This is a genomic window from Blautia hydrogenotrophica DSM 10507, from assembly GCF_034356035.1.
In the GTDB taxonomy this organism is placed as follows: Bacteria; Bacillota; Clostridia; order Lachnospirales; family Lachnospiraceae; genus Blautia_A; species Blautia_A hydrogenotrophica.
In genome coordinates this window covers 433,320-455,774 of the sequence record NZ_CP136423.1, presented here as the reverse complement: position 1 = coordinate 455,774, position 22,455 = coordinate 433,320, and the positions used below count along the sequence as shown (strand labels likewise).

At 45.8% G+C, this 22,455-nt stretch carries 19 protein-coding genes and 1 pseudogene; all 20 read right to left on the bottom strand.

What is annotated here, in order from left to right; translation table 11 throughout:
- Nucleotides 1–171: 171 nt before the first annotated feature.
- The gene (locus BLHYD_RS02175; RefSeq protein ID WP_005947172.1) at nt 172–510 is read right to left on the bottom strand and encodes an EamA family transporter; all 339 of its coding nucleotides are present in this window, start codon (nt 508–510) and stop codon (nt 172–174) included.
- Nucleotides 507–884: an EamA family transporter gene (locus BLHYD_RS02170; protein WP_005947170.1), complete on the bottom strand. Its 378-nt coding sequence runs from the start codon at nt 882–884 to the stop codon at nt 507–509. Before BLHYD_RS02170 ends, BLHYD_RS02175 begins: the two co-directional genes overlap by 4 nt.
- Nucleotides 848–2,080 carry an ATP-grasp domain-containing protein gene (locus BLHYD_RS02165; protein ID WP_155799544.1) on the bottom strand — a complete coding sequence of 411 codons (1,233 nt, stop codon included), beginning with the start codon at nt 2,078–2,080 and terminating at the stop codon, nt 848–850. The genes BLHYD_RS02170 and BLHYD_RS02165 overlap by 37 nt, the downstream gene beginning before the upstream one ends.
- A complete protein-coding gene (locus tag BLHYD_RS02160) occupies nt 2,077–3,048 on the bottom strand; it encodes a glycosyltransferase family 2 protein (RefSeq protein ID WP_005947166.1) in 972 nt (323 codons plus the stop codon). Before BLHYD_RS02160 ends, BLHYD_RS02165 begins: the two co-directional genes overlap by 4 nt.
- Nucleotides 3,023–3,976, bottom strand: coding sequence for a 1-aminocyclopropane-1-carboxylate deaminase/D-cysteine desulfhydrase (locus tag BLHYD_RS02155; protein ID WP_040350439.1), 954 nt, complete (start codon nt 3,974–3,976; stop codon nt 3,023–3,025). The genes BLHYD_RS02160 and BLHYD_RS02155 overlap by 26 nt, the downstream gene beginning before the upstream one ends.
- Before the next feature lie 283 nt (nt 3,977–4,259).
- Entirely contained in the window at nt 4,260–6,791 is a 2,532-nt protein-coding gene (locus tag BLHYD_RS02150; RefSeq protein WP_005947162.1) for a L,D-transpeptidase family protein, read from the bottom strand.
- A gap of 39 nt (nt 6,792–6,830) precedes the next feature.
- Complete coding sequence (locus tag BLHYD_RS02145) at nt 6,831–7,094, bottom strand: HPr family phosphocarrier protein (protein ID WP_005947159.1); 264 nt, start codon at nt 7,092–7,094, stop codon at nt 6,831–6,833.
- Between the two features lie 10 nt (nt 7,095–7,104).
- Complete coding sequence (locus tag BLHYD_RS02140; protein ID WP_005947157.1) at nt 7,105–8,403, bottom strand: CdaR family protein; 1,299 nt, start codon at nt 8,401–8,403, stop codon at nt 7,105–7,107.
- Entirely contained in the window at nt 8,381–9,268 is an 888-nt protein-coding gene (gene cdaA / locus BLHYD_RS02135) for a diadenylate cyclase CdaA (RefSeq protein ID WP_005947155.1), read from the bottom strand. The genes BLHYD_RS02140 and cdaA overlap by 23 nt, the downstream gene beginning before the upstream one ends.
- A 22-nt stretch (nt 9,269–9,290) precedes the next feature.
- Nucleotides 9,291–10,439, bottom strand: a complete 1,149-nt coding sequence (locus BLHYD_RS02130; RefSeq protein ID WP_005947153.1) for a hypothetical protein — start codon at nt 10,437–10,439, stop codon at nt 9,291–9,293.
- Between the two features lie 5 nt (nt 10,440–10,444).
- Entirely contained in the window at nt 10,445–10,909 is a 465-nt protein-coding gene (locus BLHYD_RS02125) for a hypothetical protein (RefSeq protein ID WP_313901926.1), read from the bottom strand.
- 149 nt (nt 10,910–11,058) lie between these two features.
- On the bottom strand, nt 11,059–11,607 hold the full coding sequence (locus BLHYD_RS02120) for a ComF family protein (protein ID WP_242648392.1): 549 nt from the start codon (nt 11,605–11,607) through the stop codon (nt 11,059–11,061).
- 33 nt (nt 11,608–11,640) lie between these two features.
- Nucleotides 11,641–11,778 (bottom strand): annotated as a pseudogene (locus BLHYD_RS17395) (double zinc ribbon domain-containing protein); the annotation flags it as partial.
- 8 nt (nt 11,779–11,786) lie between these two features.
- Entirely contained in the window at nt 11,787–14,015 is a 2,229-nt protein-coding gene (recD2, locus tag BLHYD_RS02110) for an SF1B family DNA helicase RecD2 (protein ID WP_005947146.1), read from the bottom strand.
- A 74-nt stretch (nt 14,016–14,089) separates the two neighbouring features.
- On the bottom strand, nt 14,090–15,076 hold the full coding sequence (gene mreB / locus BLHYD_RS02105; RefSeq protein WP_005947144.1) for a rod shape-determining protein: 987 nt from the start codon (nt 15,074–15,076) through the stop codon (nt 14,090–14,092).
- A 164-nt stretch (nt 15,077–15,240) separates the two neighbouring features.
- Nucleotides 15,241–18,078 carry an excinuclease ABC subunit UvrA gene (gene uvrA / locus BLHYD_RS02100; protein WP_040350438.1) on the bottom strand — a complete coding sequence of 946 codons (2,838 nt, stop codon included), beginning with the start codon at nt 18,076–18,078 and terminating at the stop codon, nt 15,241–15,243.
- Nucleotides 18,079–18,176: 98 nt separating this feature from the next.
- Nucleotides 18,177–18,974, bottom strand: a complete 798-nt coding sequence (locus BLHYD_RS02095) for a TIGR03915 family putative DNA repair protein (protein WP_005947140.1) — start codon at nt 18,972–18,974, stop codon at nt 18,177–18,179.
- Nucleotides 18,975–18,989: 15 nt separating this feature from the next.
- Nucleotides 18,990–20,468 carry a putative DNA modification/repair radical SAM protein gene (locus BLHYD_RS02090; protein WP_005947138.1) on the bottom strand — a complete coding sequence of 493 codons (1,479 nt, stop codon included), beginning with the start codon at nt 20,466–20,468 and terminating at the stop codon, nt 18,990–18,992.
- A gap of 433 nt (nt 20,469–20,901) precedes the next feature.
- Nucleotides 20,902–22,065 (bottom strand): radical SAM family heme chaperone HemW, encoded by a 1,164-nt coding sequence (gene hemW / locus BLHYD_RS02085; protein WP_005947136.1) that lies wholly within the window; start codon nt 22,063–22,065, stop codon nt 20,902–20,904.
- The gene (locus BLHYD_RS02080; protein WP_021845718.1) at nt 22,046–22,432 is read right to left on the bottom strand and encodes a hypothetical protein; all 387 of its coding nucleotides are present in this window, start codon (nt 22,430–22,432) and stop codon (nt 22,046–22,048) included. The genes hemW and BLHYD_RS02080 overlap by 20 nt, the downstream gene beginning before the upstream one ends.
- Between the last annotated feature and the right edge of the window lie 23 nt (nt 22,433–22,455).

The following is a 22,455-nucleotide window of genomic DNA, read 5'->3' as shown; positions in this document are numbered from 1 at the left end:
TTTGCGGCGTGCGCATCCTTAACGGAGCGTTTATGTAATAGGAAAGAACTCTCACGCATTAGCGTGACAAGGTCTTTCCTATTACATAAAATAACAAATGCCGTGTAGCCATCTCTGTTGATGACTATACGGCATTTGTTTGTATAAAATATTCCTCGTCTTTTCATATTTTCACGGCAGCGTATAGATCAGCACTCCGACCATGATAACCAAGTTTCCCAATACTTTCCTGCGGGTAAACCGTTCCCGCAGAAGAAGCCAAGACAACACCATCACAAACACATAGCTAAACGTATCAATCACAGCGCCATATTTCATATCCACCTGCGTATAGGCGTAGGTATTCACCAGCAGCACTCCGAAAAAAATACCATATGCCACAATTACCCGCCAGTTCAGATACTCATAAATCCAGCTTTTATATGTCTGATTGGCACTCTTTTTCAACAGCACTTGGGAGATTGCGGTCAAAAACGTCATTCCAAACATCAATAGCATGTAAACATTCATACGGTCTTCTCCCCTTCCTTCCCGCCTGTCTGCGTACTGACAATTATAACGCCCGCAAAAACGATCAGTAAGCCTACGATATTCCTCACAGTTAAATTCTCATGGAAGATTGCCACCGCCCATACCTGGCTCCAAATCAGGTAAATACTTCGATTCGCATACGCCACATTCAACTCGAATTTTTTAATTACCTTTTGCCATGCCAACGCATAGACAAAGCAGTTTAAAAGCATCAAAAACAAAAAGATGTACAGCCAAAGACTGCGGATACCGTCTCTGTTCAGACAGTTAGAAGCCAATTTTGAGAACACACTGGTAAAAGAAAAAAGCATGATATTCAAATGCAACAAGATATAATCTTTGATTCTTTCCATAACTCCTCCAGTGTTTTTCCATTGACAGCGACACACCGCTGCACTTCCTCTATGATGTTGTCCAGCTCACTTTCTGAATTTACTTGCGCAATGACATGGCCGATACGGTCTGTCCCATTGGCCATAGCCGCCACAGCATCTCCCACGACATAGTCTAAGGCCACCGCCGTCCCAGCCATACGTATCTTTTCCAGATTCTTTTCATAGACAGCCGTGATCTTCCCGTTGACCGGGCTCATCAATAACTTCGCCATACAAGGCTTATGGCCCTCCTGTTCAAACCGGACGTCTTCTCCCAACGCATTCCATATCATTTTTTCATAAAAATTAAAGCCACAGTACCTTTCAATCAGTTCTGGTATACAGGTCGCGCCTGTCCGTCCGCCTACTTCGATCACCCAGGCTTTTTCCCCTTTCACAAACACATCCGCATTCACAGGGCACTGGTCCATCCCTGTCGCCTCCACTGCCAGCTGTATCTGCCGTTTAATCTCCTTCCTCAGTGCCTCGCTGCCCCGGTAAGGAAAGCCATGTCCCATGGGCACCGTGATTTTTTCTCCCTGGAATACAAATTTCTCATGGGGTTCCAAAAAAACCAGCCTGCCGTCTCGCACAAAGCCATCCACACCAATCTCTGTTCCTGTAAGACACTCTTCCACCAGCACATAAGGACACCTGGACCCTCTCATGGCGTCTTCATAGGCTTTCTCTACGCCCTGCTCCTCGGACACAAGGGTAATGCCGCGACTCCCAGAGCTGTCCACCCGTTTTATCACCACGGGATATCCCAAATGCCCCGCGGCTGCTTTCGCTTCCTCCGAGCTTGCGGCTGTGAAAAACTTTGCTCCGGAGACACCTCGCGCAGCAAAAGCTGCTTTCATTCTGGCCTTATCTGTGACTGTCCTCGCTGCCTTATATGAGATTCCAGGCAGTCCCAGCTTCTCACACACATAGCCAATCGTAACCACTGCCACATCGGTTCCAGAAGTACAGATACCGTCAATCCTTTCTCTCTGGGCTGCTCTGAGTACCGCTTCTTGATCTCTGGTATCCAATTTATAAACCTTATCGGCAAAGGCAAATCCCGGATAATTTCCGGGAATACTCACAACGATGGTCTCCAATCCCATCTCCTTCGCTTTTTGAATCAGCGGTACCTGATAAATGCCCGCTCCGAGAATCATTATCCTCTTCAATCCGCACCATCCTTCTCTTCTATATTCACTGTCTCTCTGACGATATACTGAGGAGTGTTATTCAAAGACAGAATAATCTTTCCCAGATATTCACCGATAATCCCCAGTACCATGAGCACCAATCCAAAGAACACGACCATAATACAGATCGTAGAGGACCACCCCACGACAATGCCTGGGTCTAAAATTTTACGTATCACAATCACAAGAGCTGCCAGAAAGCCACCACATGCTGAAATGCCGCCCAAGACAGAAGAAATCCGAAGAGGAATCACAGAGTAGTTCCAATAGGCCAACCAGAGGCGTATCAGCTTCTTCAATGTATAGTTGGAGGTTCCTACTTCTCGCTTGAAATGCTCCACCTCTACATTTCCGATGTTATGAGTAGTTCGGTAGAAAATTCCGTCCACATACGGATTAAAGCTGGTATATTTCACAACCTCATCCCGGACAGCCTTGGTAATCATCCAGAAATTACTAGAGACAATCTCCTTAGGTCTACCCAACAAGATTCTAGAGCTGACTTCGTTCAATTTGCTGGAAAAATTTTTCAGCAGGGAATTTTTCTTCTGCGGATAGCAGCCATAGACAAGATCATAGCCTTCCTCCATTTTCTCAATCAATTTGTGTATCTGAGAGGGATGGGTCTGCATATCATCGTCCATTCCCAATACATAATCCCCTTTCGTATAATTCATCGCTGCCATAAGCGCGTTGTGTTGTCCAAAATTTCGCATCAGGTTAATCCCTCTGACTTGGGGATAGTCCTCGCCTAGTTTTTGTATTTCATGAAACGTCCGGTCCTTGGAACAGTCATTCACCAGTACAAATTCACAGTCATAGCCTTCCATCTTTTGAAATTCTTCCATCACCATCTCCACCACTTTTCGAATCGTGGCCTCTGAGTTATAGCACGGAATTACAATCGACACTAGCATGTTCTCAACCCTCATTTCCCAGATTATCATAGAACAACGGAGTCCCTCCTGTATGGATAAACAGGATATTGCTGTCCCTAATCTCTTTCTCTTTCAAATAGTTTTTCATTCCCCAAAATGCTTTGCCGGTGTAGGTAGGGTCCATCGGAATTCCATTTCTACAGAATTCTTCCCTGATCTGGTTCAGAATCTCCTGGTTGTACTTCCCGTAACCTCCGGCCTTATACTGATCTAAGAGATGTATCTGCGCTCTGTCCTCCGACTTCAATGGTAATCTGTTTTTCTGAAAATAGCTCTCAATTCCCTCCCAAATAATTCGCTCCGCTCTCTCTTTTTCTCGAGAAGAAATCATCACTCCGATAATTTTCCGGCAGTCTTTTCTCAAAAGATGACCGCCTACCAATCCGCTCTGAGTCGCACCAGTCCCCGATGGAAAGAAAATATAGTCAAAGTGAATTCCTCTCTCTGCCTCATACTCGCAAATTTCTTGGTAAGCCTTCACGTAGGCTCCCACCGGTACTCCCTCATTGCCAGTCCCAAATTTACTCCCATAAATATAATAAGGGCGATATCCCTGCTTTCTAAGTCTGAGCATAGTCTCCTCCACTGTCTCAGCGATCTGGTCCTTCTCGCAGGGAATCACTTCAGCTCCTAACCACCTCATCAGACGGCTGTTGTTCGTCTCAATCCTCTCTTCATTCTCTTCCCGGGAACTTATCATAAAACAAGGAACTCCCTTTGTCCAGCACAGATTTGCCAACACTCTGCACAGATTGGAACGGCTATTTCCATAGACCAACATACAGTCACATCCCTGCTCTGTCATATCGTCAAAAAATTCCTGCCCTATCCGAACTTTATTTCCGCCCAGAGAAAATGGCAGTAAATCTTCCCTCATAATAAACAACTGATTACCATTCTGATTTGGATAAATCAGAGAATGAATTTTACTTTGCATCTCAATAACCTTCTTTGACTCTTTTCTCACTATTATAGGAGATTTTCAAAGTCCACGCAAGTTAAAAAGTGAACAAGCTTGTTTCATCTCTCCAATCTGCTGAACAAAGTGGGCAAGCCCACTTCAATTTCCCCTTCCCCTCAATTTTTGAGGGGCACAGTCTCACTTTACGCGCCGCCACAACGCTGTTTTGCAGTGAACTACCTTTTACATAAAAAATCTCCGGCTGGAATTTCCTACCGGAGATTTTTATTTTCTTTACTTTTTATTAGGTTTCCGTTCTTTATACTGCTGGGTCCGTCGGATCATAATTCTGGCTGCCCGGAATCCAAATCCAACCTGGTTTGCCCAGTGGATCTCTCAGGTTATCGCCAATATGAATTGTGGCACCGTTACAATTCGTATATACCCAGAGAGCATCCCTCACATTTGTACGGATACAACCATGTGATGCCGGCTGTCCTAACAGGTCAAACTCTGCCGCTGGAAGGCTGTAGCTGTTTGGTGCAGACCCTGCCACAGAATGAACAAAAATTCCGCCCTGTCCTGCTCCTACCACATGACTCGCATACTGTCCATAAGACGGTCCCATCAGAAGCTGCCATCTTCCAGCGCGATTCAGACGATAGGTTCCTGTAGGCGTCGGCGTGCCTGCTTTTCCTACAGATACACGGATTGCCTTTACTGGTGTCGTACCACTCGCATTGTAGATCGTCATAACACAGGTTGTACGATTTACCTGGACGCTGTACGGCCCTTTGATTTCATCGCTCACGTCCAGTTTCAACCATCCATCGGCTTTAAAGTGGAATTTCAAACCGTCGATGGTTTTCCATTTGTTTTTCACAAATTTTCCGTTGGACGGGTCGATATAGCGCAGGCCATCGCCTTCTTTTTCTCCCAGATGGGTCTTTACCCATCCAGTCTGCCATACACCGGTACCATCTGCATAACCCCATTTTCCTTTCAACTCCGATTTCCAGCCTGTATACTGCCTGCTTTTATAAGTCATCATAATACCTTTTTCAGAATTGAAATAATAATTCTTTCCGTTGATGGTATGCCATCCTCTGTAGAGCTTGCCGGTGGGATACGCATAGTATTTCCATTTTCCACTCTTAATCCAGCCGCCTTTGACCATCTGTCCATTGCATTTTGTCTTGGTAGACGGTTTAAAATAGTACAGTGTACTTCCAACCTTATACACACCAGATGCCATCACACCGTTGGACTTAATATAACGTGAACCCTGCCAGCCATTCATCTTCATCTTGCCATATCCGCTTCCGCTCTTATAATAGTATGCCCAGCATACACGTTTCGGATCGCTCTTCAAAGTGATACTCTGCCAACCAGTCTTAATCACCTGTGCATAATCGTTTCCAAAATAATACCAATCCTTGGTCTTAGGAACCATTCCCCAGATATTCCGATAGTTAGCCCGCACTCCGGAGGAAGAGAAGCAATAAGTTTTCCACTTTCCGCTGGAATCTTTTACTTTTCCCAGAACACCGCGGTACAGACGACCTTTATTGTTCACACCGTAGTATTTACCCGGACGGTTAAATGTTCCCTTTACTAATTTATCATGCTCCACATAACCTCCCTTGGTCAGAAAATACCAGGGGTCGTCTCCCATATCTCTGTCCGGAGCATTGACACACTGCTCTATCTGACGCAGTTCATACATCGTCTGGTTCCACATATACTCAGAACCTTTATAGTACTTACCGTTAGTCTGTTTATTCAGCTCAGCGCCGCCGACTGACAATCCATAGTACTGATAACGGGATGCAATCGCTCCACTAGAAACCTTTGTCGGAAGATATACCCAACCCTTCATCAGAAATCCGATGTAGCCATTCTCATCCGCATTTTCACTGCCGTAGAAATAACTGCTCTTTCCATTATATGGATTTTTCACTGCAAAGCGTCCAGTCTGAGGAACACATTCATCGGTCAATGCATAGTACTGGCCACCAATCTCAAAAATTGTATTTCCAGGATCACTCTGTTTTGCTTTCAACTCGTCCAAAGACAGACGTTTACCGCTCTCATCATAGTAATACCAGTGACTCTTTCCAGTAGCTTTATCCGGCGTCCATTTCCAGCCGTTCTGAAGTGTCCCCACTTGAGAATCCATCGGTGAGATACTTGCGGACATCAAGGCCACCTTGCTCGTCTCAATCACTCCGTCTGAATTATTTTCTCCCACGCCGAGGAAATAATAAATTCCGTCTTCTTTGGGAAGGCCGGTATCTGATGCCTGTATCTCAGCCGCGCCTGTCACCATATATCCATTCTGATCAAAATAATAATAGGAAGTTCCTTCTGCGGATTGGACTCCCACGATACCGTCATTCGCTGTAAAATATGCAGAATCACAACCATCCACATGACAGTATAACTGATAATTTCCGTTTTCATCCTGTACCCATTCCACATCGTCGCCAGATACAATTCCCTGCGAATCCACCAAATGCTTATGTACTAGTCCATCCGTACGAATCTCAGTCACAGTCTCTTCCTGAACGGATTCTTCCTCTGCCTCAGGCTTTTCTGTCGGAGTAGGCTCCACCTCCTCGTCAGTTCCAAAGTCAGTGTCATCCTCCTCGACAGGTACAGTTGTCTCTTCTGTTTCATTCTCCTCACCCTGTTCAGTCTCCTCGTCTGTACTAGGCAAGTCTGTCTTTTCTTCGGTTTCCTGCTGTTCCTCCTGTGCCTGTGGGTCAGCTGCAACGGCTGCACCGACTTCCAGGATCATGGAAGCACACAAAGTCATACTCAGCATTACACACAAAACTTTTTTCTTCATTTTTTCCTCCTGCTTCGTTCTCCTTACTCATAAATTTTTTCATTCTCCAAGCCCCGACTCAATAAAGCTAGTCAATGTCTCTAACGCTTTTTCCTCATCCTCCCCTTCACATACTAATTCAATCTCATCGCCACATTTTACGCAGGCCCCAAGAACACTCAGCACGCTTTTCGCGTTCGCGGTCCCACCGTTAAAATTAAAAGTAACCATTGATTTGTACTTCAATGCTTCTTTACACAAATTACCTGCTGGCCGTAGATGCAGCCCTGTCGGATTTTTTACCTGTACTTTACAGCTTCTCATAAAAACACCTCTACTCTCCTGGTATCGTTACCTCTGTGGTCTCTGACAATTTTACATCTGTGTTGATCTCACTTACCAATGTATAGCCATCCGGCAAAACTACTTCCACCGGTATCTGATAACTGCCTGCCTTCTTTCCATCCAAGTTAATGGACGCCTGAATATCACTTACCTTCAGACTATCTAAGCTGGCTCCATTTTCCCTCACCCGGATCTCAATCTTATCGGTCTCAAACACAACTTCCAAATTAGATGGTGCATTTTTCACTGTAATGTCTTTGGTAGAAATCGTATAGGCTTGACTTCCTAAAGGTAATATTTCTGTCTTCACAATCAACGTCTCACTCGTACCCGACGTGAGCTTCAAATTTGAGGGTAGAAAATCTGTCAAATTTATCTTTGTCTCAAAGTCCTCACTGTGCCCGGATACATCAATCTGATCTGCTGATATCCAAATTGTATTTCCTTGCTCCTCCAGCTCTCTCAGTGCCTCTTCGTCTCCAGCCACACTAATCTCACTGGGTGTCATTGTCAACCCATTCACTTTATAGCCATCTGCGGGAGCCCCCACGTAATCAGCTTTCACAGTCACATCCGATTTCACTTTCCACAAATTCACAGTCACAGAAACCTCCGGCGATGAGATATCATATTTCAGATACTTCATCTGACTCTCTGAGAGCCCTTCCTGATTTTTATCAATAATCTTCAGCTGTACCTGTTTCGTTGTGTCGCTAGTGATTCCCTCTACGTCATCCACATATGCAATGACCTGGTCAATCTTCCGAATCAGTGACTGAGGCCCCGTGATTCTCACTTTCTCTGGATTTGCCTCCACAGAGCCTATCTCATAGCCTTTCCCAGGCTTCTCATCACCAGTATCCACAGTAACAATGAATTCCTGTGTCATCATCTCCTCAATCTGGATTTCCATATTCCTTGGCGCTGCCTGAGCATTATTCTGGTCAATTCCTGCACATGTCACCGTGATAGGCACCATAATGGGCTCCGTATCCAAATCCACAACCTGTTTCAAGTCAGCTGTGGCTTTCAAATCTTCTTTGGTCAAATCATCGACAATTTTTCTCTTTCCAGTGACCGTTACGTTCACTGAGTCCTGATTCTCTGGAATCAGGCACATTTTTCCTCCGCTTTCTATGTATGCCTCATTTAAAACCTCCACCGGAACATCTTGAAACGTCCTGGTTTTTATCGGATTGTCCACATTGACAATAATCAGCCAAATGAGTATAGCCGCCAAAACAGACATGATCTTCAGAGGAATATTAGTGGTCAGACTTTTTTTCATACTTTCCCCTACCCTTCCATAGACTGATCAGTTTACTGTTATTGATGACGGTCTTATTCTGTACGTGCAGAAGTTGTTCTTTCAGCTGTGCACTGGTAATATTACGCTTCAGCACACCGTTCATTGCAGTCGAAACTTCTCCTGTCTCTTCTGAGACGATAATTGTAAAGGAATCGCTCACCTCGCTGATGCCCACACCGGCGCGGTGTCTAGTTCCCAATTGTTTACTCAACTCCATATTGTCCGACAATGGCAAATAACAAGTGGCCGCTACAATTCGGTTTCCCCGCACAATTACCGCTCCATCATGTAGAGGAGTATTGTGCTCAAATATATTAATCAACAGCTGGCTGGTAATCAGTGAATCCAGAAGAATTCCTGTCCTCTCATACTCTGTCAGCACGACTTCCTGCTCAATCACTATCAAAGCTCCCGTCTTAACCTCGCCCATGTCAAAACAGGCCTTCACAATCTCGTTGATCGTCTTATCTGTAAAACGGGCCTGCACTTCTTTCCCGCTCTCAAAGGGAATCACTGAGGCGATAATATTTTTCTGTCCCAACTGCTCCAGTATTTTCCGCAATTCCGGCTGAAAAATAATTACCAATGCCGTCAACATGACAGTTGCCACATTATTGATGATCCAGATCAATGTGTTCATATGAAAAATATAGATCACAATAACAAAGCACAGAACTACCATAATTCCCTTCAGCAAGGTATACGCTCTGGTCTGCTTAATCCAAATCATAAATTGATATATGAAAACGGAGATAATCAGAATTTCAATAATATCAATAATGCCTATACTCGGCAATGAAATCTTTGACACATACTTTTCTAGAAACTGATTGACACTATTCATTCTGTCCTCCTTTCCCTAAGTTTTACAGGTCCTTCAAAGACTCCTCCAATTTCTTTTCAAAGTCTACTTCTTTTATCTCTGAGGCATCCTTAAGAGGAAGCGCATCTGCTTCCAATTCACTGGTTCGCTCCATCCTCTCAGTAGGAATACTGTCCAGAGATTCTCCCTGCGGCTCCCACTGCTCTCTCGAACGAGAAACCACATATTCCGCTCCCTTCTTATTCGGTTTGTTCTCTTCCTCGCGCTCAGGAGCCGCATTAATCTTTTTAATGTTTCTCTCTGATGTAGCCACAGTAGCCTTTGGAACTGCTTTCACATAATAATAGTACTCATCATCCTCATATTCCAGACGCTCTGTCCGACTATAATCTCCTCCAAACACAAAGAGCTCCAAGACCATCCCGATTAAGATTGCGATCACGCTGAAAATCAACAGCTCCAAAATAGAAGTCTGCACATTCAGAAACAGTCCACCAATCAGCATCAAAAAAATATAGGTGACTCCGCCTGCCACAATGGATACCCTCCAGGCATAGTCAAACGCTCTGGTACGTATCGCATATACCAATAAAATCACTGCCACAAAGGCAATCATCGTCATCCACATCTCCTGATTTTTCATCAGTCCATCCATCAAAACTTTGAGCTTCTGTGGAATCTCTGTGTCCTGGTTTTGAAGTACCGCGGACTGTTCTCTCACCAGATCAATAAAATAGTAAAAAATCACTCCACACCCGGCTGGAAGAGCTGCCATAGGACTGGCCAGCAGTCCGCTTCCCACAGGAAGTAGCGCCGGTATGTGCAGCCCCATAGTCAGCGGTGTGAAAATCATTACAAGGTTTACTTTATTACTGAAACGCAGAAACAAAATCAACATAAATAAAATCAGAACCAGTGCAAAGGCGGCCACCTCAATCCCGATTCCGTAACAGTGCCCAATCACCATCGCAAAACTTAGATATAAAATTAAGTTTGCCGGCAAAATTGCACATAACAATGCCAGAATCACAACAACAAATGGGCTATTCAAAGCCTCTGTGAAACCAAGCATCGAATTAATCCAGATAAAACTGGCCAAAGCCAAAATAAACTTCAAAAATGGGACGATATAAATCTCATACTGCCCATAGAAATTTTTTATCTTCTGCTTCATTTCCAAAAATGTTGTCATTTTTCTTATTTCCTCCTACTGGTTCTTCTGTCACCGTTCTTCTTTTCATTCTTGCCGTACATTCTTTCGAGCTTTGTAAGCTGAATATAGTACTGCTTGACACTTTTTTTCGCGCGATGATATCTGACAGAATACTGTACATAAGTCAGCACAGTATAGACCGCGAGGACTACGAGATAGCCAATAATGAGTTCAGCCCCCAGAGTCACCAAATTCATTTTATGAATGCTATTCAGCAGATATTCCGCAAAATACGCAAAAATCACTGCCACCAGCAAAAGATATCCAATAGTGACCAGAAAAAAATTCTTAATCAAAGCCATCCCTATATAGTCGCTCCGGTAAAATTTACTGATCGGAAGATATGTTTTGCCCGCGTTATTCTCGTACATCGCCAAATGATTCATCAACTTCACTTTTTCCAGATTTAGCATCAGAAATTCCTCATTTCTCTCCATCTTTTCAGTCAAACTGTTCATTTCTTATACAGATTAAGATGTCAAAAGCTTCCTGATGAATATTTTACATCGTGTAAACACAGACAAATTTTCCAACTTTTGACCCTAGAATCCATATAAAATTATTCTAACATAAATCTATGACCATGAAAAGGGCTTTTTCAGTCCCCTCTTCCGATACAAACCGTCAAAAAATAGATATTCTCAACGCCATGTCGCTTTGCTTCCTCACTGACTGCATCAACCGTGCTCCCAGTAGTGTAGACATCGTCAATCACCAAAAGTCTTCGTATTTGCCAGTCCCCTTCTCTTCCCTCAAAAGAATTTTTTAGGTTTTTTCTTCTTATAGAAGCTTCCAGAGATTTTTGGGCAGAAGTCACAGATTTTTTTCTCATGTAACCGCAGCATAAGGGAAGTCCCGTCGCCTCTGCCACAACCTTCGCCAGATATCCCGCCTGGTCGAACCCTCTTATTCTCTTTTTTCTGGGATGAATCGGAACAGACAGAACTGCTTGCGGTCTCCAACGCCTCAGATCTATTCCTCCATATCTAATCATAGCCTGTGCATAAAAATCTCCATATTCTCTGCGACCCCCGTCTTTGTATTTTAAAAGAGAAGCACGCATTCTCTCATCATAGTCAAAAATTCCTCTTCCCTCATCAAACACATGCTCTCTTCTGCTGCAATCCTGACAATACTCTTTCTCCATGTAAAAAATTCTCTTTCCGCACTTTTTACATCTCGGTTCCCCTATTGGCTTTAGCTCGCCCTCGCATTTCGGGCAAATTAGCCAATTCTGTTCCTTCAAAATCTGATGACAAATTGGACAACAACGAGGATAGAGAGCGTTCAAAAAACTTTCCTTAATCCTAAATTTCATTCCCTCCTTTATATTTTCAGTTCTCCCAATTCCTCAATCCGCAAATCCAAGGAGCTGTATCTCTTCTGTTGTCTCTCATTTCGAATCATCTCCTGAAAGGTCTGCGGACTTCCCACCAAAGTAACGCATTTTCGAGCTCTGGTCACCGCTGTATAGAGAAGATTCCGGTTCATCAGCATCTTAGGGCCATTTAACAGCGGAATAATCACCGCCGAATATTCACTGCCCTGGGATTTATGAATCGTAACCGCATAAGCCAATTCCAGTTCATCAAGCTGCTTAAAAGAATAGTCCGCGAACTTTCCCTCCTCAAATTCAACAGTCAGCATCTCGGCAAACTCATTGATTTCACAGATTCTTCCCACATCTCCATTAAAAACTCCGACTCCTTTGTCCACCGGTATTCCATATTTTCCTCGAACCTCCCACTCTAGCTGATAGTTGTTCTTCACCTGCATCACCTTATCACCCTGACGCAGAAGTCCGCCTCCCACCTCTTTTTCTTTTTTCTCATGAGACGGTGGGTTCAGATAATACTGTAGAATCTGATTCAGCCGCTCTACCCCCAGAAGTCCTTTTCTCATGGGTGTTAAGACTTGAATATCGAAAGGCTCCGACTGGACATAAGGCGGTAGCTTTTCCTGAATCAGCGCTAAAATCACTCTCACTATAATGTCTGCATTATCTCTCTTTAAAAAGAAAAAATCGCGGCTTCTGTTGTCCAGGGCGACCGGCTGCCCCGCATTGATCTTATGCGCATTCACTACAATATCGCTTTGCGTCGCCTGACGAAAAATCTTATTCAGCTCCACCACTGGGAATGCTTTCGAGCGGATGATATCTCTGAGCACATTTCCCGGCCCTACACTGGGCAGCTGATCTACATCTCCTACCAAGATCAGCCTCGTCCCCACTGTCACTGCACTCAGCAAAGCGTGTATCAAGTGGATATCCACCATCGACATCTCATCAATGATAATCACATCCACCTCTAGAGGATTCTCTTCATTTCTCTCAAAGTGAATTCCCTTGCCTTCCTCCTGTCCCATGCCGTTTAGTTCCAACAGTCGATGTATTGTCTGTGCCTCACACCCAGTAGTCTCAGTCATCCTCTTGGCTGCTCTGCCTGTGGGAGCCGCCAAAGCAATACTCATACCCTCCGCCTCGAAATACCGAATAATCATATTAATCGTGGTTGTCTTTCCAGTGCCCGGACCTCCTGTCAAGATAAACAGACCACATCCGGCTGCCTGCCGCACTGCCTCTCTTTGCATCTCATCCAATTCAATTCCTACACCGTCCTCAATTCTACTGATGTTTTTCTCCACCGTGACTGGATTTTCCGGGCACTGCACATTTAGTTCTGCCAGCATTCTTGCCGTATTCAGCTCCAAATAATAATACTGGCTTCCATAAATTCTCTGCTCTTCTCCCTGCGTCTTCACCACGATCTTTCTCTCAATCGCCAAATCCATCAGGTGTTTCTCCATATACTCTGCTTCCACCCCTAAGATATCCTCAGCTCTGGACAAAAGTATTTCTCTTGGAAGATAGATATGTCCCTCTCCCACAGCCTGAAGCAGAGTATAGAGCAGTCCGCTGCGAATTCGATAGTCAGAATCTGTGTGGATTCCAATCTTAGCAGCGATTTCATCGGCAATTTTAAACCCCACTCCCTCAATGTCCTCTGCCAAACGGTAAGGATTTTCCTGAAGTACTCCATAGAGGGACTGCCCGTATTTATGGTAGATTTTTGCTCCCAAATTAAGGGTGATACCGTATTTTTGCAGGAACATCATAGCCTGCCTCATATCCGCTTTTTCTGTAATCTGGGCAGCAATCTCCTGAGCTTTCTTCTCACTGATTCCCTTCACCTCAGAAAGCCTCTCCGGCTCCTCTTCCACAATGCGGACCGTCTCTTCCCCGAACTTTTTCACAATCCTTGCGGCCAAAGCGGGCCCAATCCCTTTGATAGCCCCGGACCCGAGATATCTCTCCATTGCCTGGGTATCCTCCGGAACTTTCACCTCATAGGCATCGATCTGAAATTGATCTCCATAGGTGTGATGCTGAATATATTTTCCACTGGCTTCAATCAGTTCTCCCGGAGAGATACTCTGAAATGTTCCCACGCAGGTGAGCTCTTCTTTTCCTTGAATCAACACGAAAACTGTGTACCCATTGTCCTCATTCCGAAATATAATGTGATCTATGTATCCTTTGATTTTCTCCTGCATATCTTCTCCTAAAATTAGGCAAAATAGGCTGTTGCAGAACACAGTCTGAGTTCTGCAACAGCCACTCTCTTCTTTCACTCCATGCGGGCTGCAAATTCCGCATATTTTCCAGTTCCCTCTGCGGCTACCAGCATTGGATTCTCAGCAATCATCGTATTGATTCCGGTCCTCTGCTCAAGCAGCTCCTCCATGCCATTCAACAAGGCTCCGCCTCCTGTCAGCACAATCCCCCGATCTACAATATCCGCTGCCAGCTCAGGCGGTGTCTTCTCCAGAACACCATGCACCATCTCGACAATCTGTGCCGTGTCTTCTTTCAAAGCGACACGAATTTCCTCCGAAGTCAAAGTCGCCACCTTGGGAAGCCCAGTCACCACGTTTCTGCCCTTCACTTCCATAGTATTCCCGCCAGGCCGCTCACAGGCTGTCCCAATCTTAATTTTAATACTCTCCGCCGTCTGCTCCCCGATAAACAGATTATGTGCCTTGCGGACGTATCTCATAATTGATTGGTCAAAGCTATCCCCGGCCACCTTAATCGAATTGAATTCCACCACATCTCCAAGGGAGATGATCGCCACATCGGTCGTCCCTCCGCCAATATCCACTACCATATTTCCAAATGGCTTTAAGATATCAATTCCAGAACCAATCGCTGCCGCAATCGGTTCTTCAATCAGATAGACCGCTCTGGCTCCTGCCTGATAAGTAGCTTCCTCCATCGCCCTGCGCTCTACCTCGGTAGCCTGACTGGGAACGCTGATACTGATTCTAGGTTTTCGAAAAGCCCTTCTGCCCATAGCCTTGGAGATAAAGTATTTCAGCATCTTCTCCAAGACCAAATAATCCGTGATCTCTCCCTGCCTAATCGGACGGATAGCCTCAATGTTACCTCCTGCCCGCCCGATCATCTGGCGTGCTTCCTCTCCAATCGCCTTGATCTTCTCGGTATCTTTATCGTATGCCACGATAGAGGGCTCTTTTAATACAATTCCTTTTCCTGTGGAATAAACCAATGAACTGGTCGTTCCCAGATCAATGCCGATATCAATTGCAGGCATATGGACTCCTTTCTTCTACTAAAGCCTTCGCATTACTGATTATCTCTCATTATATACAAAACTTCCCCATATGAAAAGAGGCATTTTAGATCGGTTCGTGAGCAGTCACACACTTTCCGGAACGTTAGAGATCTAAGCTGTAACATTCCGCCTTCTCTTCGCCGTCACAAATATCTCGCTACATACTGGCCAGTATAGGAGTCAGGATTTTGAGCGATTTCCTCCGGCGTCCCCTGGGCAATAATCTTCCCGCCTTTGTCTCCGCCTTCCGGTCCAATATCAATAATATAATCTGCCGTCTTAATTACATCCAGATTGTGTTCAATCACTACAACCGTATTTCCGCCTTCTGCCAGCCTCTTCAAAATTTCGATCAGTTTTCTCACGTCTTCAAAGTGCAGCCCCGTCGTAGGTTCATCTAAAATGTAGATGGTCTTTCCGGTACTGCGCTTGGACAGCTCCGTGGCCAGCTTGATTCTCTGTGCCTCTCCGCCGGACAGAGTAGTCGAAGGCTGCCCCAGTCTTATATAAGACAATCCCACATCATATAAAGTCTGAATTTTCCTTCGGATAGACGGAATCGGCTCAAAAAATTCAAGAGCCTCCTCCACGGTCATATCCAGCACATCATAAATACTCTTTCCCTTATATTTAACTTCCAGAGTTTCCCGGTTGTACCGCTTCCCATGACAGACTTCACAAGGCACGTACACATCCGGCAAAAAGTGCATTTCGATTTTCAAAATTCCATCTCCGCTGCATGCCTCGCACCTTCCGCCTTTTACATTAAAGCTGAACCTGCCCTTCTTATATCCCCGCGCTTTCGCATCCGCCGTGGAGGCGAAGAGATCTCGTATCTGGTCAAACACACCTGTGTAAGTGGCTGGGTTCGATCTGGGCGTACGTCCAATGGGAGATTGGTCAATATCAATGACCTTGTCCAACTGCTCTGTGCCTATAATCTCTTTGTGTTTTCCTGGAATCGTCCGTGCCCGGTTCAGTTTTTTCGCTAGGCACTTATACAGAATTTCATTGACCAGAGAACTCTTGCCTGAACCTGATACACCCGTGACACAGGTCATCACTCCCAACGGAAATTTCGCAGTGATATTTTTCAGGTTATTCTGGGAAGCTCCCTTGACTGTCAGCCAGCCCACAGGTGTTTTTCTCGTCTCTGGAACAGGAATCTGTCTTTTTCCGCTCAGATAATCCCCTGTGATGGAGGCCGGGTTTTTCATCAGTTCCTCCGCTGTACCGATTCCCACCAGCTCGCCTCCGTGTTCTCCTGCCCCAGGTCCAATATCTACTACACAGTCGGCTGCTCTCATGGTATCCTCGTCGTGCTCTACCACAATCAGAGAATTGCCCAAATCCCTCAAATGCATCAACGTCTTCAGCAGTTTGTCATTATCCCGCTGATGAAGACCAATACTAGGCTCATCCAAGATATAAGCTACCCCGACTAGCCCGGATCCTATCTGCGTCGCAAGTCGAATTCTCTGGGCCTCCCCACCGGAAAGCGTTCCCGTAGCCCTCGACAGCGTGAGATAATTCAGTCCCACATCACACAGAAAACCGACACGCGCTTTGATCTCTTTAAGAATCTGATTTCCGATCAGTTTTTGCTGCTCAGAAAGCTCTAGCTGATTCAAGAAATCTTTCAGGTGATCTGCCGTCAGAGAAGTAACCTCAAAAATGTTCTTCTCTCCTACTGTTACCGCCAAAGATTCTTTCTTCAATCTCTGGCCTTTACACTTTGGACAGGGTGTGATCTGCATGAAACTCTCATATTCCTGCTTCATGGTCTCTGAGCCTGTCTCCCGGTATCTCTGTTCCACATTTCGAATAAGTCCCTGAAAGGCCACATCATAGACCCCTTCTCCCCTCTGGCCCTTGTAACGTACCTTCAAAACTTTTCCATTGGTACCGTACAGAATCACATCCTGAATTTCCTGGGGATAATCCTGGAAGGGTGTGTCTAAGCTGAAATGGTATTCTTCACACAGAGCATCCAAAATCGCGCGGGTAAAGCTTCCCTTGTCCGTGCAAGACTGCCACCCCATCACGGCAATGGCACCCTGGGAAATACTCAGACTCCGATCCGGTATCATAAGCTCCGGGTCAAATTCCATCTTATATCCCAGTCCCAAGCATTCCGGGCAGGCTCCAAAAGGATTGTTGAAGGAAAAACTCCGCGGTTCGATCTCATCAATGCTCACCCCACAGTCCGGACACGAAAAGCTCTGGCTGAAATTCATCACAGTTCCATCCATTTTGTCCACGACCAACAACCCTTCGGCCAGCTCCAGGACATTCTCAATGGAGTCTGTCAGCCTTTTTTCAATTCCCGCTTTCACCACAAGGCGGTCCACCACGATCTCAATATTGTGCTTAATATTTTTGTCCAGTTTGATTTCTTCTGAGAGTTCATACAGACTGCCATCTATCTGCACTCTCACATATCCGCTCTTTTTCGCCTGCGCCAGCAGCTTTGCGTGTGTTCCCTTGCGTCCGCGCACTACGGGTGCCAGCAGCTGTATCCTCGTACGCTCCGGCAAAGCCATAATCTGATCCACCATCTGATCTACGGTCTGCTTCTTGATCTCTTTTCCGCAGACGGGACAGTGGGGGATTCCAATCCTCGCATAGAGCAGACGAAAATAATCATAGATCTCCGTGACAGTTCCCACCGTAGACCTGGGATTCCTGTTGGTGGATTTCTGGTCAATGGAAATCGCTGGCGGCAGTCCTTCAATACTCTCCACATCTGGTTTTTCCATCTGTCCCAAAAATTGTCTCGCGTAGGAAGACAGCGATTCCATGTACCTTCGCTGCCCTTCCGCGTATATCGTGTCAAAAGCCAGAGAAGACTTTCCCGAGCCACTTAAACCTGTAAGCACCACCAGTTTATTTCTGGGGATGTCTACGCTCAGATGCTTTAAATTATTCTCGTTCGCTCCCCGTATCCTGATAAATTCCTTCCTGTTTTTTTCTGCTTCCATGTATCTGTATTCTCCTTTTTCTCTCGTCATCCAGGTACAGTCGACTATACTACAAATAAAAATATAATGCAATCCTAAGCAACTGCAAACTGTCGGCCTCAACCATTCCCCTTTGCACGGACACCGCCGGAGTTTTCCTCTCTAAATTCCGTCATATTTCTGCGGTACCACAGCGGCATCATAGTTCTCTGACATTTTGGGTTCCTTCTCTGTTCAATTCCTATCGCGTGAAAGAAAGATTTCCACAACCCTACATAGGGGTCTGATACCTCACAGCTTCTCTCCATCGCATTCAATTCCTCCCCCGTAATTTTCGTGAGATAGAACTCCTCATCCGGCGGATGTACCGCCGCCGTCATCCTTCCCTCGTCCACGATGATCCATGCCTCCGACGGCATCCGATCTGAAAAATTCGGCGCCAGAAGAGTTAAAATCTCCGACTTCGGCTGAATTTTGGCCCACAGTATCTCTCTGCCCTCCACGCTGGAAAACCTGGTAAACTCTCGAAAATAGTGCGCCTCGTTTTTTACCTTGCGGTCTAACTGAAATACCCGGTTTACCCACTCATTTCCCAGAAGGTCTACCGCCTCTGCCCCAACATGAAAACCCAGAATCAAAAAACGATAGATCGCATCCAACTTTTCCCGCTGACAGGACAAAGATGCACCATATACCATCCGAAACGCCTGTTCCGAAATTTTACGCCGTATCGAGCTCACCACTTTCCGCGCTTTTTCTGAATCACGTTCCACGTGGTGATAACTACAGAACAATTCCAATTCCTCCACTGGCTCCAGCATCAGCCTCACATTAGAATGCCCTGCCCGGGACGCCCATGCCTCATACACACAGGTCATCATCCCCTCAAAGCTGTCTTCACATGTAAATACTTCCATGATTTCTTTGTCCTTTCAAATCTGGCCAGATATGGATTTTTTCATATCTTCCACAGTAGGCGGCATTTGCAATTTCATATCCTCAAACAGAGACAACTGCCGGTACGACTGTGGGTGTCCCATCTCCCAGTTCGTCCTGGCATCCTCCCCTGTCAGCTGTCTAGTCAAAAAATCTTCTTCGATCGGAATGGAGTACATCATTCTGCCCCGACAGGTTATAAAGTATTTTGCCCGTTTTAGCACGACTCCAATCTTCTTCAGGCCGTCAAAATCTAAGCTGCTTCCCTGTCTGGCCTTGATGATTCTCATGGCCGATTTGACTCCAATCCCCGGCACTTTGAGAAGTTCCTCGTAGGTAGCCCGATTGATCTCCACTGGAAAAGTCTCCAGATGGCGAAGTGCCCAATCACACTTTGGGTCCAGCAAAACATTGAAATTTGGCCTCTGGGGGCTCAGCAGTTCCTCCGCCTGAAAGCCATAATACCGCAACAGCCAGTCAGCCTGATACAATCTGTGCTCCCTCAGCAGCGGCGGAGCCGTTCCCAGCTCCGGCAGAAGCGGGTCCTCATTCAAAGGTATATAGGCTGAGAAAAAAACTCTCTTCAGATCAAATTTCTGATACAAAGCCTGAGTAGTCGCAAGCAGCTGGTAATCGCTCTCCTGAGTTGCCCCGATAATCATCTGAGTACTCTGTCCCGCTGGTACAAAGCTTCTTTTTCTTTTCCTCTGCGGATTCTGAAAGCTCTGCGGGCCCGTGATTTTCATGCCTCCATTCGCAAAAATGGTCCCGGACAGATGCCGATTAATCTGATGCCGTTCCATCCTGGGGTCTTTTCCCAGAGAAAGCCGATATTCCCCAATTCCCCTCTGAATCTGCCGTATCGGCCTGAGAATACGATCGTGTGTCTTATTCGGAGCCAGCTTTTTCATCCCCTCTGCTGTAGGTAATTCCAAATTTACACTCATACGGTCTGCCAGATATCCCGTCTGTTCGATCAACTCTGGCGCTGCCCCTGGAATTGCCTTTACATGGATATATCCCCGAAACCGATACTGTGTGCGCAGCAGATAGAGTGTCCGGTACATCTGTTCCATTGTATAGTCAGGTGTTCTTACCACTCCTGAGCTTAAAAACAAGCCCTCAATATAGTTTCTCTTATAAAATTCTATGGTAAGCCGGCAAATCTCCTCCGGTGTAAAAGTCGCTCTCGGAGTATCGTTGGAACGCCGGTTCAGACAGTACTTACAGTCATAGACACATTCATTGCTCAACAGAATCTTCAACAGAGAAATACACCGGCCGTCCGCCGCAAAACTGTGGCAAATCCCAGCGGCACAGGCATTTCCCAGACTCCCTTTCTCCCCTCTTCTGTTCACTCCGCTGGAAGTGCAGGCCACGTCATATTTCGCCGCGTCTGCCAAAATAGTCAGCTTCTCCTCCAGACTCATGGACTCTCTCACAGCTAAATTTCGTTCCTCTTGTCTGCCTTCCATGTGTTTTCCTCCTCCAAGTCTGTCTCATTTTCAGAACATTTGTTCTTTCTATCTTAACATATTCTTTCTCTGCGCACAAGCAAAATCGAACATATTTTCTATTTTTTTGTAACTATTCAGCCATGCAACTGATAAGAACAAAAATCCGGAGCAAGCTTGCTTACGGAGGAGTTTTGCTCTTATCAGGCATATGGCGCTTAGCCATAAGCAAGGATTTAGCCGCATATGCGGCGATATAAGCTGCATAGCAGCTAAACCGAGCTGTTATGGCGGAATAGTTACACTTCTTTTGTAACAGTTCAACTCCCTCTTCCCCTCAATCTTTGAGGGGTGCGTTCCACTTTTCATGCCTCAGCGTGACAAGACCTTTCCTATAAAATAAAAAACCGCACCGGACAAGTATCACTCCTCGTCCGATACAGTTTTTCTTCCTCTAACTCAAAAAATCGACAAATACCTGATTACTCAGGCTGATTCCCCTTCTGGTAAGCCTCAACCTCCCATCCAGTCTCTCCAAGAGTCCAAGCTTCTCATGCTTTTCAATTACATTCCCATAAGCCTCTTCCAGAGGCCGGCCAAAATTCTTCAGGAATTCCTCTTCCCGAATTCCCTGAATCATCCGAAGGCCCAGAAACAGAAATTCTTCCATCTCTTCTCTCTGAGTCAAAACTTCCCTCTGTTTCTGGAGTACGTCCAAATCTGCTCCGTGGGCCAGATACTCCTTCAAGTCGGAGGTATTGCAATATCTTACATTTTTCCTGAGAGATGCTGCTCCTAGACCAACTCCCAGATAGGAAACTCTCTGCCAGTACCCCAGATTATGAAGGCATTCCTTCCCCCTCAGCGCATAGTTTGAAATCTCATACTGATGGTACCCGTGCTCCTCTAGTATTTCTCTGGTTCTCTCATACATTCTCCGCTCGCTGTCCTCATCCGGAAGATTCAACTCTCTCTCATAAAAAGGAGTCCCCTCCTCCACTATCAGGCTATAAGCAGATATGTGTTCCGGAGTAAGTGCCAGAACTGCCTCCAAGTTTTCCTCCCAGTCCAAAACACTCTGGCCCGGAATCCCAGACATCAAATCCACATTGATATTTTGAAAGCCTGCCTCTCTCGCCATATGGTAAGATTTCAAGAATTCTTCCCAGGTGTGAATCCTCCCCAATCTCTTCAGTTCCTGGTCCTTAGCCGACTGACAGCCCAGGCTAAGACGGTTAATTCCACCACTTTGATAAGCTTTTAACTTATTCTCCGTCAAAGTCCCTGGATTTGCTTCCAGAGAAATCTCCGCCTCCGGCTCAAACTGAAAATCCCGCCGAATCTCGTCTAGTATCTGCGTAATCTCCTCTCCATTCATCAGCGACGGAGTTCCTCCGCCGAAAAAAATAGAACGGACTTTCCAATTCTCTGCCCTCTCCCGTCTTCCTAGACTTCTGATCTCTTTTAGAACCGCCTGCACATAAGCACTCCTTATGTCCTCGCTGTAAGGTCCTGAGAGGAAATCACAATAGTCACACTTTTTTACACAGAAAGGCAGGTGCACATAGATTTCCAGCGGCTGCCAAATCCTCGGGGTCTCACTGCTCATCGCTGCCATCCTGGTCTGCGGTTTCCTCCCCGCTGCCGTCTTCCCCAGCTCCCGTCTGGTCCCCGGAACCATCCGCACCGTTTTCTCCTTGATCGGTACTGTCCTCGGAAGATACGTTTTCATTATCTGAAATATTTGGAGCCTGTCCAGCCTCTTTTTGATTCAGATAGTCATTGGTCATAGACACACCATCCTTTGTCTGAGTGTTCTCAGGATTGTCCGCCTCCGGCTGAACCGTCGGCGTCGGCGACTCTTTTACTAACTCCTTTATTTGCGTCTCCTCCTCGCTCTTTTCTTTACCGCAGCCGCTAAAGACAACCATTCCCGCTGCGAGAAACAGACACAAAACTGCCGCAATTCTTTTTCTCATCTCCATGTTATCCTCCCTGCCCTGAGCAG